General features: G+C 62.2%; 16 protein-coding genes. 6 read left to right on the forward strand and 10 right to left on the reverse strand.

What is annotated here, in order from left to right:
- Positions 1-70 precede the first annotated feature (70 nt).
- Genes tssC through ACTJLB_RS23005 form a run of 3 tightly spaced genes read right to left on the reverse strand, consistent with a single transcriptional unit; the run spans position 71 to position 2853 of the window.
- On the reverse strand, positions 71-1561 hold the full coding sequence (tssC, locus tag ACTJLB_RS22995) for a type VI secretion system contractile sheath large subunit (RefSeq protein WP_020070380.1): 1491 nt from the start codon (positions 1559-1561) through the stop codon (positions 71-73).
- A gap of 14 nt (positions 1562-1575) precedes the next feature.
- Positions 1576-2124 (reverse strand): type VI secretion system contractile sheath small subunit, encoded by a 549-nt coding sequence (tssB, locus tag ACTJLB_RS23000; protein ID WP_440784554.1) that lies wholly within the window; start codon positions 2122-2124, stop codon positions 1576-1578.
- 36 nt (positions 2125-2160) lie between these two features.
- Entirely contained in the window at positions 2161-2853 is a 693-nt protein-coding gene (locus tag ACTJLB_RS23005; protein WP_440784556.1) for a tetratricopeptide repeat protein, read from the reverse strand.
- A gap of 372 nt (positions 2854-3225) precedes the next feature.
- On the opposite strand from ACTJLB_RS23005, the gene tssJ reads away from it, so the two are divergent.
- The 3 genes from tssJ to icmH all read left to right on the forward strand — a co-directional run bounded on the left by tssJ (position 3226) and on the right by icmH (position 6096).
- Positions 3226-3852, forward strand: coding sequence for a type VI secretion system lipoprotein TssJ (tssJ, locus tag ACTJLB_RS23010; protein ID WP_020070377.1), 627 nt, complete (start codon positions 3226-3228; stop codon positions 3850-3852).
- A gap of 121 nt (positions 3853-3973) precedes the next feature.
- Positions 3974-5320 (forward strand): type VI secretion system baseplate subunit TssK, encoded by a 1347-nt coding sequence (gene tssK, locus ACTJLB_RS23015; protein WP_020070376.1) that lies wholly within the window; start codon positions 3974-3976, stop codon positions 5318-5320.
- Positions 5317-6096, forward strand: a complete 780-nt coding sequence (gene icmH / locus ACTJLB_RS23020) for a type IVB secretion system protein IcmH/DotU (protein WP_020070375.1) — start codon at positions 5317-5319, stop codon at positions 6094-6096. The genes tssK and icmH overlap by 4 nt, the downstream gene beginning before the upstream one ends.
- Before the next feature lie 75 nt (positions 6097-6171).
- Here icmH and zwf read toward each other — a convergent pair whose 3' ends face one another.
- The 5 genes from zwf to ACTJLB_RS23045 form a co-directional block, all read right to left on the reverse strand.
- On the reverse strand, positions 6172-7653 hold the full coding sequence (gene zwf, locus ACTJLB_RS23025; RefSeq protein WP_020070374.1) for a glucose-6-phosphate dehydrogenase: 1482 nt from the start codon (positions 7651-7653) through the stop codon (positions 6172-6174).
- 397 nt (positions 7654-8050) lie between these two features.
- Positions 8051-8986, reverse strand: a complete 936-nt coding sequence (gene lhpI, locus ACTJLB_RS23030) for a bifunctional Delta(1)-pyrroline-2-carboxylate/Delta(1)-piperideine-2-carboxylate reductase (protein ID WP_440784558.1) — start codon at positions 8984-8986, stop codon at positions 8051-8053.
- A 187-nt stretch (positions 8987-9173) separates the two neighbouring features.
- Positions 9174-9437: a hypothetical protein gene (locus ACTJLB_RS23035; RefSeq protein WP_440784560.1), complete on the reverse strand. Its 264-nt coding sequence runs from the start codon at positions 9435-9437 to the stop codon at positions 9174-9176.
- Between the two features lie 153 nt (positions 9438-9590).
- On the reverse strand, positions 9591-10223 hold the full coding sequence (locus tag ACTJLB_RS23040) for a C39 family peptidase (protein ID WP_440784562.1): 633 nt from the start codon (positions 10221-10223) through the stop codon (positions 9591-9593).
- A gap of 48 nt (positions 10224-10271) precedes the next feature.
- A complete protein-coding gene (locus tag ACTJLB_RS23045) occupies positions 10272-11612 on the reverse strand; it encodes an NAD(P)/FAD-dependent oxidoreductase (RefSeq protein ID WP_408166082.1) in 1341 nt (446 codons plus the stop codon).
- Positions 11613-11872: 260 nt separating this feature from the next.
- Here ACTJLB_RS23045 and ACTJLB_RS23050 point away from each other — a divergent pair, with 260 nt between their 5' ends.
- The 3 genes from ACTJLB_RS23050 to ACTJLB_RS23060 all read left to right on the forward strand — a co-directional run bounded on the left by ACTJLB_RS23050 (position 11873) and on the right by ACTJLB_RS23060 (position 14603).
- Positions 11873-12127, forward strand: coding sequence for a helix-turn-helix domain-containing protein (locus tag ACTJLB_RS23050; RefSeq protein WP_440784563.1), 255 nt, complete (start codon positions 11873-11875; stop codon positions 12125-12127).
- A 2-nt stretch (positions 12128-12129) separates the two neighbouring features.
- Positions 12130-13470: a type II toxin-antitoxin system HipA family toxin gene (locus ACTJLB_RS23055; RefSeq protein ID WP_440784564.1), complete on the forward strand. Its 1341-nt coding sequence runs from the start codon at positions 12130-12132 to the stop codon at positions 13468-13470.
- A 278-nt stretch (positions 13471-13748) separates the two neighbouring features.
- On the forward strand, positions 13749-14603 hold the full coding sequence (locus ACTJLB_RS23060; RefSeq protein ID WP_020070367.1) for a helix-turn-helix domain-containing protein: 855 nt from the start codon (positions 13749-13751) through the stop codon (positions 14601-14603).
- Between the two features lie 27 nt (positions 14604-14630).
- Here ACTJLB_RS23060 and ACTJLB_RS23065 read toward each other — a convergent pair whose 3' ends face one another.
- A complete protein-coding gene (locus ACTJLB_RS23065) occupies positions 14631-16481 on the reverse strand; it encodes an ATP-binding response regulator (protein WP_204523461.1) in 1851 nt (616 codons plus the stop codon).
- The gene (locus ACTJLB_RS23070; RefSeq protein ID WP_440784565.1) at positions 16451-16993 is read right to left on the reverse strand and encodes a molybdopterin-dependent oxidoreductase; all 543 of its coding nucleotides are present in this window, start codon (positions 16991-16993) and stop codon (positions 16451-16453) included. The genes ACTJLB_RS23065 and ACTJLB_RS23070 overlap by 31 nt, the downstream gene beginning before the upstream one ends.
- Between the last annotated feature and the right edge of the window lie 103 nt (positions 16994-17096).

Here is a 17096-nt window from a genome sequence, read left to right on the forward strand (position 1 = left end):
CTCATCGACTCCCCAAAGAGGTGGTTTTAACAGCCAACCCGGGCGGCCGGCCCGGGTTTTCTGACTTCGTTTATGAATTGGCCGGTTTCGGCAGATCGGCGACGAGCCGCAAGGAGATCGACAGTTCGTCGAGCTGGAAATGCGGGCGCAGGAAAGCAACCGAGCGATATGCGCCGGGCTTGCCCGGAATCTCCGAGACCTGGATGGATGCTTCGCGCAACGGGAACTGCGCCTTCTGTTCCTGGGTTGCGTTGTCATCCAGCAGCACGTACTGCGAGATCCAGCGATTGAGAAAGACCTCGACGTTCTGCGCCGATGCAAAGCTGCCAATCTTGTCGCGCATCATTGCCTTCAGGTAATGCGCGACGCGCGATACCGAGAAGATGTACTGCAATTGCGCGGACAGAACGGCATTCGCATTTGCGCTGTCGGTGCTGTACTTCTTGGGCTTTTGCACCGATTGCGCGGCGAAGAACGCAGCGTAGTCGGAGTTCTTGCAATGCACGAGCGGAATGAAACCCAGGTCGCTCAACTCTTTTTCCCGGCGATCCGTAATGGCGATTTCGGTCGGGCATTTGAGCGCGACTTCACCGTCGTCGGTCTTGAAGGTGTGAGTCGGCAGATCTTCCACCAGACCGCCGCCTTCCACGCCGCGAATGGCTGCACACCAGCCGAAATCGTCGAATGCAGCCGTGAGGCGCGCAGCGAATGCCCACGCAGCGTTGCACCACAAGTACTTGCTGTGATCGGTGCCGTCGACGTCTTCGACAAAGTTGAAGCCTTCTGCCGTGGCGCCGTCTTTCGGATTGAACGGCAGGCGGCCGAGAAAGCGCGGCAGCGTGAGGCCCACATATCGCGAATCTTCGGAGTCGCGGAACGACTTCCACTTCGCGTATTCGACGGTGTCGAACACCTTGCCGAGGTCGCGCGGCTTGCCCAGATCGGCAAACGTTTCGAGGCCCAGCAATTCGGGCGACGCCGAAGCGATGAACGGCGCATGCGCGGCCGCCGCGACATGCGACATCTGCTCGATGAAATAGACGTCTTCGGGCTGACGCGTGACCTCGAAATCGCCGATGATCGCGCCGAACGGCGAGCCGCCGAATGTGCCGAACTCTTCTTCGTAGATCTTCTTGAAGAGCGCGCTTTGATCGAATTCGATCGCGGTCTTGAAGTCACGCACGAGATCGCGCTTGGGCGCATGCAGCGCCTTGATCTTGACCGTCGAGCCGGTGTTGCTCTCCTTGCACAGATAGTCCAGACCGCGCCAGGTGCTTTCCATGCGCTGGAATTCGGGTGCGTGCATCACCGCGCTCAACTGCGCGGAAATGAGGCGGTCGAGTTCCGCAACGCGTGCGTCGATCGTTGCCGACAGGTTGTCGGAGACGACCACGGTGCCGTCGAGCACCTGATGCACGAGTTCGCCGATCAGGTCTTTCGCACGCGCATGTTCGGAATCGGACTTCGCCACGCGGCTTTTCTCGACGATCTCGTCGAGCAGCGTGGATTCCGGACCGCTTTGCGCAGTAGCGAGTTGGGCCGCTGCTGTTTGCTGGTTCATCTCACACCCCGTACTTAATCGCCTTGCTTGTCGTGGTCCGGCGCGCCGCCGTTCTGGTCCGCCGCATTGCCCTGATCTTTCGCCAGAGTTTGCAACTGCTGCGTGTTGTTTAGCACTTCGGAAAGCAGATCTTCGAGCTTGTCGTTGCCGGCGAGCTTGTTGCGCAGATCCGCGAGCTTCGAACGTGCTTCGAGCAGACGCCGCAACGGCTCGATTTGCGCGACGACTTCGTCCGGATTGAAATCGGCCATCGACTTGAAACGCAGATCTACGGCAAATTTGCCGCCGGCTTCGCTCAGGCGGTTTTCCACCTGGAACGCAGCGCGCGGCTCGATCGCCTTCATCACGTCGTCGAAATTGTCGCGGTCGATATTGACGAACTTGCGATCGCGAAGCTTCGGCTGATCGACTTCGGATTGCCCCGCCAGATCGGCCACCACGCCGACGACGAACGGCAGCTCTTTCACCTCGATCGCATCGCCGCGCTCGACCTCATAGGTCAGCTGCACGCGGGGCGGCCGCACTTTTTGCAAGCGTTTTTGTATGCTTTCTTTCTTCGCCATCGTCGGCTCCCGAATGCTGATGGTGAGACGTGGAGATCAGCGCAGCGCGCTGAACGGATCTGACGCGCCGCCGCTTTGCGCGGCCTTGGCGGGCGCTGCGGGTGCCGCGGGGGCAGGCGCCGCCGGAGCCGCCGGCGTGGCAGCCGGAGCCGGAGCCGCAGCCGTGGTGCTCGCATCAGGCGCCTCTACTGTCTTGCTCTTCGCGACGCGGCGAATCACGCGCTTTTTCTTTGCAGTCGTCTTGTCGCTCGGGTCAGGCGGGAACAACGTGGCTTCGCCCAGCGTGTCGCGCAACTGCTTGGCGAGCGCTTGCGCGTCCGACTTGGCGTCGCCCGCGAGCGACGCGTCCTGACGCAATTCACCGAGCGATTGAGTGGCGACGCGAAGACCTGCCACGGCCAGTACGCTCTTTGCCTGACGGTCGGTCTGGTCGCGCTGCAGCGCCTCTTGCGCGGCGACGATAGCCTGACCGTAATGACCTTGCGCAAACTGGATCTGCGCAATGCGCGACCACGGTTCTTCGCGCGTCGGATCTGATTTTGAAAGCTGCTGATAAAGCGCGATAGCACGATCCTGATCGCCGCCTTTCGCTACAGTATCTGCGTCCGCGAGCTGCTTATTAAAAGCCTCCGGTGTAGTCGCCGTGTTGTTGCCTTGTGTCGCGCAACCGGCGATCACGCCGCATGCCAACACTACCCCAGATAGTTTTACTAACAGACGGTCATTCATCGTTTTTCACCGACGTGCGATTTTTTAATTCAAGGAGAAACCGGAGTTTTGCTTTGCTTCAAGTGCGCGGGTATAGTACAGGCCAATTTTCGATAATTCAACTTTCATGTGAAGAAGCATTGCACGAAAAAAATACGCATGGATCCTTAAAACCAGGCACGCAGAAATTGTTTCCTGGTGCAATAGGGGCAGTCGGGTAAACGGGAAATTTTGCCACTCACCGGGCGCAAAGCCAATGTATGCGCGGCATTACATGCAAGCAGCATCGCGAGGCAGTAAACGGCAGAAAGCGGCATTAGTTGGTGAAGTTCTGCAGAAATTATTTTGTTATCGATGTTTAGACGGGGGACGGCGGCCAGCCGGTCGAAGTATATGAATTCGCGTCTTGTTCGCCATGCATCGCTATTGATTGCAAACGCCGCCTTGTGCGCCGCGCTAGGGGGTTGTGCCGCAGGCGTTACCGTGCTGGGAGCCGCTGCCAACGCGGCTTTGCAGGCGAGCGGCCTCGGCAAGCCTGATTTGCCGGACGCGCAAAAACCGCCGCGCAATGTCGGCCTCACGTTATATGCGGCGCCCAATCTGAATGCCGCAAATGACAAGCGGCCATTTGCGCTGGTGGTGCGGCTTTACACATTGAAAGATCCCACTTCATTCCAGCAGGCGCCATTCGACGCATTTACTGACCCAGCGAAGGAAAAGACCATACTCGGCGGCGATCTGCTGGGCGTGCGTGAAGTGACGCTGATCCCGGGCCAACGTTACGTTGTTACCGAAAAGGTATCGCGTGAAGCGCAAGCCTTCGGTATCGTCGCTCTATTCCGCGATCCGGCCATGCAGCGTTGGAAATTCGCCTTCGACCCGGCGAAGTCGGAGAAATCCGGCATAATGATCGGCCTGCATAACTGCGCAATGACGGTGACCAACGGCACGGTGATCCCGCCAGAACAGGGATTGCCCGCGCAGCCGCTGAATATGCTTTCCGCTGTTAGCTGTGGTTAAAACCTGCCGCGAAAGATGCGGAAGCAGTGAGATTTAACATTTTCAAGAGAATTAACAATGCGGCGCCCGAATAGGCTTATTGCGGCCGCGCCGCACGCTGAACCCATATAACAGGTTTGAGATGAGTTATTCCGCAAAAGTGCTCTGGGGGGAAGGCCTGTTTCTGAGGCCGCAGCATTTTCAGCGTCAGGACGCCTATCACGAGGCGCGCCTGTTCGAGTCCATTCAGGCTATCCAGCCGTACAACTGGGGCGTGCGTTCCGCGCGCTTCGACCGTGATGCACTTGGCAGCAACGTGCTGCGTGTCAGCGAGCTTTCGCTGGTGTTCCCCGACGGCGCACTGTATTCGGCGCCGCAAGCGGACGACCTGCCGCCGCCCATCGCGTTGGACACGCTGCCCGACGGTATCAACGAATTTACGTTTTATCTTGCGCTGCATCCGTTGCGCGAGACGGGCGCCAACTATTCGCACGACAACAACGCGGGCTTCGTCGCGCGCTACGTCAGTGAGCAGACTCCCGTCGCCGATCATTTCACCGACGCGGCCGAAGCCGACATCACCTTCCTCAAGACGAGTGTCAAGCTCATCGCGCACAGCGAGCCGCGCGATCAACTGCTTTCGGTGCCGCTCGTGCGCGTGCGCCGCACAGCCACGTCGGGCTTTGAAATCGACGACAGCTTCGTGCCGCCGTGCCTCGCAATCGACGCTTCGCCGGTTCTGCATCAACGGCTGCGTCAGCTGATCGACGCGTTGCAGGCCAAGGTCAACGCGCTATACGGCTTTCACCGCGAACCGACCAAGAACATTATCGAGTTCCGTTCCGGCGACATTGCTTCGTTCTGGCTGCTGCACACGGCGAGCGCGGCGTTCGCGTCGCTCGCTCATCTGTATCAGCATTCGGCGCTGCATCCGGAGCGGCTGTTTCAGGAGTTGCTGCGCCTCGCCGGCCAGTTGATGACGTTTTCGAAGGGCTACGCGCTGTCCGATCTGCCGGCTTATCGTCACGACGATCCGGGCCCCGGCTTTGCCCGGCTCGATATGATCCTGCGCGATCTGCTGGAAACCGTGATCTCCACACGCTACTTCGCGATCGCGCTCGAAGAAGTGCGTCCGTCGTTCCATGCAGGGCGGCTGGACTCGGGCAAGATCGACGACAAGACGCTCTTTTATATTGCGGTATCCGCCGACATGCCCACCGCCGAACTGGTCGAAGCGGTACCGGCACGCTTCAAGGTCGGCGCGCCAGACGACGTCGACAAGCTCGTGCTCTCGGCCATGCCGGGCGTGCGGCTCGTCTACACACCACAGGTGCCGCCCGCTATACCGGTGCGGCCGGGCGCGTGCTATTTCTCCTTCGAGCCGCGCGGCGCACTGTATGAGCGCATGTTGCAAGCGCAATCCGCAATGATCTATGCGCCCTCGGGCATCAACGATCTTCAACTTGAACTGATCGCGGTTACATCATGAGCTACGCGCCTTCACTCTTCGGCGGCAGCACGCCTGCCGCGACGCCCGCCCCGGCGACCGAGCCGAGCTATCAGGTCCGTTCGCTACTCGACCTGCTGTACGACGGCTTCTTCATGCTGTTCCTGTTGAAGAACGGCCGTGAGCCTGGCGAAGCGCACGAATTCAGCCAGCGCATTCAGCAGTTTCTCGGCGACTTCGAGCGCGGCGCGAAAAAGCTCAATGCCTCCGCCGAAGATGTCTACGCGTCGAAGTTTGCGTTCTGTGCGGCGATAGACGAGTCGGTGTTGTCGTCCACGTTCAAGATTCGCACGGAATGGGAGCGGCGGCCGCTGCAGCTCGTGCTGTTCGGCGAGCAGCTCGCGGGCGAAAAATTCTTCCAGTATCTCGAGGAATGCCGCGCGCAAGGCGCGGCTCGTTTGCAATCGCTCGAGGTGTTCCACATGTGCCTGCTGCTCGGCTTTCAAGGCAAGTATCTGCTTGAAGGGCCGGAGAAGCTTGCGTATTTGACCGCGCGTATCGGCGACGAAATCGCGCACATGAAGGGTAAGCGTGCGCCGTTCGCACCGCATTGGCCGTTGCCCGATCAGGTCGCGCACCGTCTGAAGCGCGAAGTGCCGTTGTGGTCGATCGGCGCGGTGTTCGCGCTGGTCGGACTGCTCGCCTATCTCGGGCTGAACACGTATCTGCGCGATCAGACATTGCGCACATTGGCGCCCTATTCGCAGGTGGTCAAGCTGGGGCCGCAATCGGCCACGCTGACTATTTCGTTGCCCTGAAGTCAGTTCGCTACAAGTAAAACGGCCCGCATTGATTCAGCGGGCCGTTTTTCATCGTGCGACAGAAAAGACCGCTTACTGCGACTCCTCCGCCCACACCGCATTCTCGCGCGCCATCAGTGCCGTCGACGCAGCCGGCCCGAACGTACCCGCAGTGTAGTTACGCGGCCGCTCGCCCGACTTGGCCCAGCCTTCGAGAATCGGCTCGGCCCATGCCCACGCAGCTTCCAGTTCGTCGCGGCGCATGAAGTGCGTGAGGCGTCCGCGAATCACGTCGATCAGCAGACGCTCGTAGGCTTCCGCGCGACGCTCAGTGAACGCCTGCTGCAAGTCGAGGTTCAAATTTACCGGCAGCATGTGCATGCCGCTGCCAGGTTCCTTCGCGAGCATTTGCAACTGGATCGACTCTTCGGGCTGCAACTGGATCACGAGACGGTTGCCGTAGTTGCGTCCACCGCTCGGAATAATCGAGAACGGCAGTTCGGAGAATTCAATGACGATCTCCGATACCTTTTTCTGCATGCGTTTGCCGGTACGCAGGAAGAACGGCACGTTGGCCCAGCGCCAGTTGTTGATATGCGCGCGCAAAGCGACGAACGTCTCCGCACGGCTTCCGGCCGGTACGTTGTCTTCCTGCAGATAGCCCTTCACCGCCTCGCCGTCTACCGCACCCGCCGTGTACTGGCCGCGCACGGTATCGCGGGCGATGTCCTCGGGCGTCATGGGCCGCAACGAGCGCAGCACCTTCAGCTTTTCGTCGCGGACCGCGTCCGGGTCGAGCGACACGGGCGGCTCCATTGCGACGATGCACAACAGTTGCAGCAAGTGGTTCTGCACCATGTCGCGCAGCGCGCCGGTTTTGTCGTAGAAGCCTGCGCGGCTGCCCACGCCGACTGTTTCGGCCACCGTGATCTGCACGCGTTTGATGTACGGCGCCTGCCACAGCGGGCCGAAAATCGGATTGCCGAAGCGCAGCACCATCAGGTTCTGCACGGTTTCCTTGCCGAGGTAGTGGTCGATCCGGTAGATCTGCGCTTCGCTGAAATGCTTGCCGACCGCCGTGTTGATCTCCTGCGCGGACGCCAGATCGTGGCCGAGCGGCTTTTCGAGCACGACGCGTGAGTTGCCGTCTACGAGGCCCGCGCCCGAGAGGTTCTCGCAAATGTTCATGAACAGATCGGGCGACGTCGCGAGATAAAACACGCGGCGTACGCCTTCGCGCGACGCTTCCTTCAGCCGCTGATAGTCTTCGGGCGAGTCCACGTCCATGCGCACGTATTCGAATAGCGCGAGAAATTTGTCCCACGCGGCGGCATCGAATGCTTTCTTTTCGATGAAGGGCTTGGCCTTCTGCTCCATGAACTCGTTGATGTACTCATCGCGCGACCACGGCTTGCGCCCGATCGTCAGGATGCGCGTTTCCGGCGGCAGGTTGCAGTGCAGATGCGCCATGTAAAGCGCGGGGAGCAGCTTGCGAAACGACAGATCGCCAGTGCCGCCGAAGATGATCATGTCGAGCGGAAGGTCGGGAGTCGCAGAAGCGTGTTGGGTCGTCATAGCGCGGTCGCAGCGTCGTGAGAAAGAAAGCGTTGCCAGGAGCCAACGGGCCGTTTGGGTCGTTCGAGCCGTTCGAGCCGTTTAAGCCGAGGCCTGGGGCAAAGGCAGAAAAAGTGGACAGGCGGCCTCGCGGCGCGCTGACCGGCACAATTTTCTGGCAGACGCCTATGGTGCAACGTTTTGGGATTGTTTGCACGGCAACATGCGCCGCACATTGGCGCAATATGCCAACGGGGCTCGGCAAGCCACTGTTTTGATGGGATTTCTTAGGCGGGATGCGATTAGCGTTGCCGGGCCTGAGTAGGTTGCGGCGGCAGCTGGTCCGCCTTGGCTACAGGGCAACGGCCGTTCGCGTCCTCTGTGCAGAATGCGCGGCGCCCACCTCGCCGTGCCTGGCTCAGCCGCCGCCCAAAGCCTGGCGCGCGACCCGGCACGCCGCCAGATCCCAAGCGGCACAGCCGACGCTTTTGAAAACGATCGGCGTTCGGGCCGGCAGCGGCATTGAGTTATCCAGCACGGCCGCGATACCCCGAACGTCGCCCCAATCCACGCCTGCCTGGATGAAATCGCCGGCTTCGTGTTTTGCTCCGGCTTCGTCGTCGACAAAAAGTGCGCTGTCCGCGATCGTCCGGGCGCCGATTTCGACCATTTCGGGCGTAAAGGCGCCGACGCCGATCACGAGGCGGCTTGCACGCGGCGCTTCCTGATAGACGGGTTGCCGGCTCGTGGTCAGCGCAATGACCGTGTCGACCGACTCGGGCAGCGCTGCATCCGGATCCGCAAGCGGCTGGACTTCGAATGCCTTGCTGCGATGCGCGGCGCAAAACGCTTCGGCGCGAGCCGGCGCACTGCCCTTCACCCACACACGCGCGTCCGGGTACAGCTCGCCTATCGCTTCCAGATGATTCAGCGCCTGCGTGCCGGTGCCGATCAGCACGAATTCGCGGGGCGCGGCCGCGGCAAATGTCCGGACGCCAAGCATCGACATCGCCGCGGTACGGCGGCCCGTGACCGTGGGGCCGTCGAGGATGAACAGCGTTTCGCCCGTATCGGCGTCGAATGCCATCACCTGGCCGTGGATCGTGGGCAAGCCGCGCGACCCGTTGCCGGGACACACGTTGACGAGCTTGTGGATTGCAAGATCCGGCGAGGTTGCCGGCATCGACAGCAAAATGCCGCCTTGATTCAGCGGCACGACAAGCCGCTCGGGACTCGCTATGCGCTGCTGCGCGTACTCGATGCTCGCGCTCTTCAACGCGTCGACAAGTGCGGCATACGGTGTGAGCCGCGCGGTCGCGGCGGCGTCGAAAATCTGCGTGGTCGGACGGGTCATGAGCGGATGTCTGGTCGCAGTGGAGACAGGCGATTCTACGACGCCGCGCCGCCTTCAGAGCGCGCAATGAGTTCTCTCATGAAGACTATGGCGCTGATGGTAGCCATGACCGCGCCGCAACTCCGCGCGTGCTCCCCCCGCGCGCGTCCCGCGTGTCCCGCTCGCTCACAGCGGACTCACTGCCAACTCACTGAGCAGCGCCCGAATTCCCGCTGCCGTCGCCGGACTTTTTGCCGCCTTTGAACATCGCGCGGCACGGCGGGCTCAGTTCGTCGATGTGCTGCTTCATGCAGGCCGTAATTTTCGCTTTGTTAGGAATGTCCGCGGCGCAAAAGTGCATCGCGTCGCCGCGACAAGCCTTGGCCTGTTCGTCCTGTGTCGCGGCATTTGCGGCGGTAACGGCGCTGATGGCGAAAAAGCTCGCGGCGAGCAAGGCGTGGAGTCTGGTCATAACGGGTCCTGTATCGCAATGTCGATACAACGCGTGGCAGCAGAAAACGGGCCCGATCAACTGTGGGCTGTGCGGTTGCCCCGGTTGTGCACGCTGCGCGTGCCGTTTTGCCTTGCCGCGCTCGCTGTACAGCCTTTGCCTCAAGCCTTCGCCTTAGCCCTCGCTCACACTAAGCACCATCCCGCGGCCGGCGTAAAAGCGCGTCATTGTCGCGAACGGCAGATAAACGTCGGCCTGTTGCGGCCCGATCCCCGAAGGATTGTGGAACCACACGCCGTTCGCGTCGCGTCCGTGCAGCAGAATCAGATGTCCGCCCCGGCGCTCGTTAGGCCGTTCCGGATAGCGGATCTCAGGGCTGACGGAGACAACGGCGAGCGTCCGCGAATTCAGACGCGAGGCGATTTCTTCGAGCGTCGCCTCTGACAGTACGTCGACGCGCACCCCGAACGCCTGCTGCACCCACGCCGCGAACGGGTGATAAATAAGACCGTCGACGCCGCCGTCGTCCCGGAGTCGATACACGCCGCGCGCGAGCGCTTCGTCGAGCAGCGCGGCGCGCGTTGGGTGTTCGATACGCCAATAGTCGAGTGCCGATTCGAGGCACGTCAGACCGCACAGGCGTTTGGCCCAGAAGCGGTAGCGCTCCGGGTCCGAGAAGCCGCTCTTCTGCCAGCGGGGATCGTCGCAAGGATCGCCGTTCTGCTCGACGATATGGCGAACCCATTCGGGGCTGCCCCATTGGGTGTGATACGGCACGCCGGCGTGGCGCAAAGTCGGTTCGTTCATGCTGACGCGATCAATGAAAAGTGTGGGACGCGAAGACGGCAGACGCGCTTACAACATGCTGCGGGGCCGCTGCATGGTGCCGTCGAAAAAACGCTGCAGGCGAAACGCCGACAGATCCAGCGACGCCTGTCCGCCGTCGTTCATTTCCGCAAGCAGCTTGCCGACGATAGGTCCCATCGCGAAACCATGGCCGCAAAAGCCGGTGGCAATCGTAAGACCGCTGACCTGCGGCGGGGCGTCGATCACCGGAATCCCGTCGGGCAGCACGTCGATCAGACCCGCCCACGACTCGACCACCTGCGCGTCCTTCAACGCGGGAAACAGCGCGCGCAGTTTGGCAAGCGCGCGAGGCGCGTGGCTCACGTTAGGCTGCGGATGCGGGTCGCGCGGATGCAGCACGCGCTCGCTCTGCGGCACGCTGCCTGGCAGCCGGTCGCGCAAGTCCCGCAAGCAGGCGCCGTTCAGATGAAAGCTGAACTTCTCGCGCTGACTCCACAGTTCGGGCAGAAACCATTTCAGCGCGCGGAAATGGCCGAGCGTCATGTCGACGTCGACCTGCATGTCGTCGGCGAGATTGATCGCGCCGTTCGCGCGTTGCCGCACGCCCAGACCATGTCCCCAGAACGTGGACGCGGTGACGGGCGGCAACGGATTCGTGCGCATGCAAGTGCCGCGCACCGCCTGCTGCGGCAATTCCAGGCCCAGTGTTTTCAGAAGACGCCAGCTGCTCGCGCCGGCCGCGCAAATGAAACGCGACGTGCGGATGGTTCCGCGCTCTGTGACGACGCCGGCAATCGCGCCGCCCGCGCGCTCCACGCCGAGCACGCCGCAGCCTTCAAAAAATAGCGCGCCCGCTTCCCGCGCCCGCGCCGCGAATGCGGCTGCGGCGCGGCGCGGCTCGGCCTGACCGTCGCTCGGCGTATAGAGACCGCCGAGCGCCGGGCCTTGCATGCCGGTCACCACCGAATCGATCTGCTTCCGATCGAGCGTACGCGTGTCGAGCCCGTGTTCCCGCGCGACGTCCATCCATTGCTGGAAGGAGGTCCAGTCCTCCTCGCTGCTCGCCACATAAAGGCAGCCGCCCTGACGCCATTCGAGGTCGAAGTTCAACTCGCGCTCGAGCGTTTCCCACAACGGTATGCTCGCCATCATCAGCGGGACTTCGGCGGATTCGCGACCCTGCTGGCGCACGAAACCCCAGGCTCGGGACGACTGCTGGCCGGCGATGCGCGACTTGTCGAGTACGGCCACGGACAACCCGCGCCGCGCAAGATAGTAGGCCGCTGCGCAACCCATGATGCCGGCACCGGCAATGACTACGTCGGCGTGCTTGGGAAACGGTTGGTCGGCGACGCTGAAGCCGGCGTGCAGCGGATAAGTCGTGGTCATCGGGCGAGTGGTTTTAAGTGCGAGCGTAATCTTCGCAGGCGAGCCGATTGTCCGCAATGGTGATGGCGCCCGGAGCCCTGCGCGACCCGCTCGTCAATCGCGTGATCCGCGGAGTTCAGTGAGGATGCGGTTTATCTGCGAGACGAATAATTTGCAAATATCCGTCTCACAGATATTTTGCGTTTATTCACCACACGAATATTTGCCAGATATTCGCATGGCGAATAAAATGCGTTTATTCGTTCGACGGATATTTTGCCATGCTCCATCTCATCGCCACACCAGACCAGATTGCCCAACTGCTGGCTGCAAGCCGCCGGCAAGCGGGTCTTACGCAGGCCGAAGCCGCCGCACGAGTGGGCGTGAGCCAAAGCCGCATTTCGGCGTGGGAGACCGACGCGGCCGCGCTGACCGTCGCCCAGCTGCTATCGCTGTGCGGTGCTTATGGGCTGCAGCTACAGCTGCGCGACAAAAAGCAGCCGGCCTCCGCGCCGACGCTTTCCACCGAATGGTAAGCATGGCCCGCCCTACTCATTCACGCGCGCTTTCCGTCTGGGCGAACGGCGAACGCGTCGGCGTGTGGCGCCTTCCGGCCCGCGGTCCGATGGAATTTTCCTACGACGCCACATGGATCGGCTCGCCCGCCGGCCGGCCGCTGTCGCTCTCGCTGCCTTTCATGCCCGGCAACATCGCGCACAAAGGGCCGCGGGTGCTCAACTACTTCGACAACCTGCTGCCCGACAGCGACATCATCAGAAAGCGTATCGCTCAGCGCTACCGGACCGAGACGCTGGACGCGTTCGACCTGCTGCAGGCTATTGGCCGCGACTGCGTGGGCGCCGTCCAGTTGCTGCCCGAAGACGATGCGCCGGTGGGCGTAGACCGCATCGAGGGCACGCCGCTGACCGACGCCGAGATCGAGACCACGCTGACGCGCACCGTCAGCGCACCCGCGCTCGGCGCGACAGACGAAATCGACGATTTCCGCATTTCGCTTGCCGGCGCACAGGAGAAAACTGCGCTGCTGTGGCACGACGAACAATGGAAACGGCCGCACGGCGCGACGCCCACCACCCATATCTTCAAGCTGCCGCTCGGACTCGTCGGCAACAAGCTGGCGGATCTGAGCACGTCGGTCGAAAACGAATGGTTGTGCCTGCGCATACTGCGCGCTTACGGCTTGCCGGTAGCGAACACGGAAATCGTGACGTTCGGCAAGCAACGCGTGCTGAGCGTCGAGCGTTTCGACCGGCAACTGCATTCGAGCGGGCAATGGCTGCTGCGCCTGCCTCAGGAGGACTTTTGCCAGGTCTACGGCGTGCCTTCGCACCTCAAGTACGAGAACGAAGGCGGTCCTGGCGTGCTGGATCTGGCGCGCGTGCTGCAGCAGTCGGTCACGGCCGCGCAAGACATCGAGACGCTGCTCGCGAGCCAGATTCTCTTCTGGATGCTCGCCGCGCCGGACGGCCACGCGAAAAACTTCAGTATTCGCCTGCTGGCGGGCGGCCAATACCGGCTGACGCCGCTCTACGACGTCATGTCCATCTGGCCGGTGGAGGGCAACGGGCCTAACCAATGGTCGTGGTTCAAGGCACGCCTCGCAATGGGCATGTGGTCGCGCAGTAAGCACGACGCTTTTCGCGACGTGCAGCGGCGCCACTTCAACACGATGGCACTCAAGTGCTCGTATGGCGCGAGCGCGGAACCGCTGATCGAGCGCCTGATCGGGCAGACGCCCAACGTGATAGAACAGGTTTCTGCGGAATTGCCCGAACGATTCCCGGGCAAGGTCGCCGAGCGGATCTTCAAAGGCCTGCGGAATTCCGCTACGAAACTTGCGAAGATGCCGGCGGCTTGACGTCGCTTTGCGCTTGGTGGATACGGCCCGGTTTCGCCGGTAAAATGCATTTTATGCGCTACGCATAGCGGGTGCGCGAGTATGACCGTTAAATCTGTCGAATTTCCGGCTTTCCCTGACAGAAACAGCGGCGCCTTTACAAAAACCCTGACCGCGGTGTTTTACGGTACATTTGCTGTCCCCCGCGTACTGCTTTGCCTTGTGTCCATGATGCACGGCCGCGCTACGCCTGCCGTATCGCCCCCACAGCCCTTTAAGACGGCGGATTTTCACGCAGTATGACCAACGAAACACACTCACCAGACTCCATCGCAGTCGCCGAGCGCGTGCGCGAGTTGATGAGCCGGCATGGAATCGGCAAGCGACAGCAAACCACAGAACTTTGCCGCATCCTCGATCTGAGTTTTTCGCAGGGGCACCGCAAGCTGCGCGGCAACAGCCCGTGGACCCTGTCGCAAATCAAGAAGGTCGCCGAGGTGTACGGCGAGCCCGCCGCGCAACTGTTCGGCGCCCAATCGCTCGACCCGGGCATGGTCGGCGCGATTGCGCAGGAGGCTGTGTTCTGCATCGGCGCAATCGAGTTGCCCTGCACCGCCTGGGTCGGCGCCGCGCTCGAACCGGGCAGCCGGCCGGAATTCGTCGCGTACTCCAAGCTCGGCCAGTGGCGCGTCGCGCGTCACGACGGCACGCTCTACCAAAGCGCGTATGAAGTCCACAAGATCGAGATTTATCCGCGCCGTGCGGAAACGGACAAGCCGACCATCGCCGTTGTCGACGACGATCAGGCGAGCGCCGACAATCTGCGAGATTATCTCGAGCGCAGCGGTTTCACCGCAGTGGCGATTTACGGCCTTTCGGCTTTTGCCGAACAGTTGCAAACCCAGGTGTTCGACGGCATCGTGATCGACTGGCTGTTCGGCTCGCAGACATCGGCGGCCGCGATTCGCGCGGTACGCGCGTCGGAAAATCCCGATGCGCCGATCTTCGTGCTGACGGGCGAATTGCTGACCGGCAAGGCGAGCGAATCGGAGATCAGCCAGGTGATCCGCAACTACGACGTCGCCTGCTACGAAAAGCCGGCGCGCATGGCGATTCTGGTAGCCGATCTGTCCAAGCGGCTGAACCGGCCTTGAGCGGGTCGTGAAACGCGCAGCGCTGTCCTAGACGGTATGCCGGGAAGCCAGCGCGCGCTGCAACGCGTTGCGCAGATCACCGTAATGTATCGGCTTTAATAACGCCTCGAAGAACGGCAGCGCGCCGTTCTCTGTCTCACCGCCGTGCTTCGCGCCGGCCTCCGGCGCATAAGCGCTGACCACGATCACCGGCACTTCCGACGACGGCCCGCCGCGCGCGGCCAGATCCGCGAGAAACGCGTAGCCGTCGCGTTCGGGCATGTGCAGATCGAGCAGCACGACATCGCAACGATGCGCATCGAGCCACGCGAGAGCATCGTCCGCATTGGCGACCGCGTGCGCGTCGAACTCCATATGCGCGACCATTTCACCGAGCGACTCGCGCATCAGCCGGTTATCGTCGACGATCAGCACGCTGGGCCGCGCGCCGCCAGGCTCGGCCCGCGCGGTGACGCCGGGCGCCTGAGCAGACGCGACCGGCGTAACAGGAATGGTCACGGTGAACGTGGTGCCCTCGCCCACCATGCTCGACACTTCAACGCTGCCGCCGAACAGCCTCACCAGACCCTGAACGATTGCGAGTCCCATGCCCGCGCCTTCAAAGCGGCGCGTACGCGAACTGTCCAGCTGCGTGAATTCTTCGAAGATCAGTGGAATCTGTGCCTGCGGCACGCCCGGCCCCGTGTCGCTCACTATGAAGCTCAGCAGCGCCGGCCGCTGCATCAGCTTCACGCGCACCGTGCCGGTTTCCGTATAACGGATGGCGTTGGTAACGAGGTTATTGACGATCTGGCGAATCCGGTGCGGGTCCGAATCGACGAGCCCGCTCACGCCGCTCGCCTCGCTCTCGAGCGTGAGGCCGCGCGCGGCGGCGGACATGGCATGTTCGTCGACAATCGACGCCAGCAGCTCGCGCGGCTCGAAATGCTCGTGACGCAGCTCGAGCTTGCCCGCGCCGAGGCGCGCGTAATCGGTCAGGTCCTTCATCTGCGCTTCGAGATGCCGCGCTGCGGTTTCGAGCCGCTGAATCACCTTGCGGTCGGCTTCCGAGTGATAGTTGAAACCAAGCAACTCGATCGACGACACAATCGCGTGCAACGGCGTGCGCAGCTCGTGACTGATCATGCCGAGAAACGCGTCTTTTGCGAGGCTCGCCTCGCGCGCCGCACGGCTCGCCTGGTGCTCGGCTTCGAGCGCCGCGTGCTGCTGATGCATGAGGCGCGTGCGGCGCCGGCCGTTCACCACGAGCAGCAGCGTAGCCGCGGCGGACAGCAGCAGCAGGATCATGCCGCCTGCAAAAAGCAGCCGGCGCTTGTCGATGTAATCGCGGTTCATCGCTTCGCGGTCGGCGACATCGGCGAAACGGCGGCTCAGCGCGAGATCGTTCACTTCGTTCCAGTGCTGGCGCAATTGGGCGACGATCCGGTTGACTCCGCTGCGATCGTTGGGCAGTGACGCGACCTGAGGCGCCAGGTCGGTCAGCATGCGATCGAGCGCATGGATTTCGTCGAGTTGCCGTTGCACCAGTGCGACTTGCGTCGTGAGCCTCAGCGTGGAGCCTTCCATGACGTGCAGTTTCGATTGCAGCAACTGGTAGCGCAACGTGAGCCGCTGATAGTCGTCATCGACGCCGGCCTGGTAGAGCAACAACTGGTTCTCGAAGCGTGCGTAGGCGATTTGCAGTTGCGCCGCGTCCCAATAGAAGCCGTCGTACGAGCCTGTGAGGGACTCGGTCGTGCCCGGATTGAGCAGGTTCGCGTAGAGCAGATAGCCGATCGCGCCGGCCGGCGCGGCGAGCGCAGTGAGCCAGATCAGCACATATAAAACCCGGCGCCACGGACGGCGCGTTACTTGACTATGAGTGCCTTGATCTGCCATACGAATTTCGAATCGCCCGAGGCGCCCGCGAGTTCATCGGGGAACGCGTCGCGCGGATAGATGAGGAACAGGGGCCCGAAGTCGCTGATCTTCAGGCGCCGGCCGTTCATGCTGTACGCCACAACCACGCCGTAGCGGTCGCAATCCGACACTGGGACCGTGTAGGTGTAGTCGTCGAGCGTGCGGATTTCAACCTGCGTGCCGTACGCACCAACCGTCTTCAGAATATCCGCGAGCAGCGGTCCTGTGAAGGTGGAGCGCGGCGTCCACGTCGTGGCGGTGGTGATCGAGTGGGCCGGCAGCGCAAGCAGCTGCGCCTCGGCGAAGCGATATGAACGGTGCGCCGCGTCGTTCGTCTTGCCGATTTTGCCGGAGACGTCGAGCGAGAGCGCCGCCGCGTCGGTCTGTGCCTGCACGCTCCAGGCGGTCAGCGCGAACATCAACACCATCGCCCACCGCACGCGTGCGTGCGCGCCAAACCTGCGTTGCAGTCTTGCAGTTACTTTGGTCATCTGCTCTTTTATTCCGTGGTCTGTTGTTTTTCTTGCGGCGCATCGCCCCGCGTTTGCCGTCACACGCGCCACCCCGACGCGCGATCGCTGAACGGCATGCATA

Origin of the sequence: Paraburkholderia sp. 22098 (genome assembly GCF_052045935.1) — a bacterium.
Lineage (GTDB): Bacteria > Pseudomonadota > Gammaproteobacteria > Burkholderiales > Burkholderiaceae > Paraburkholderia > Paraburkholderia caledonica.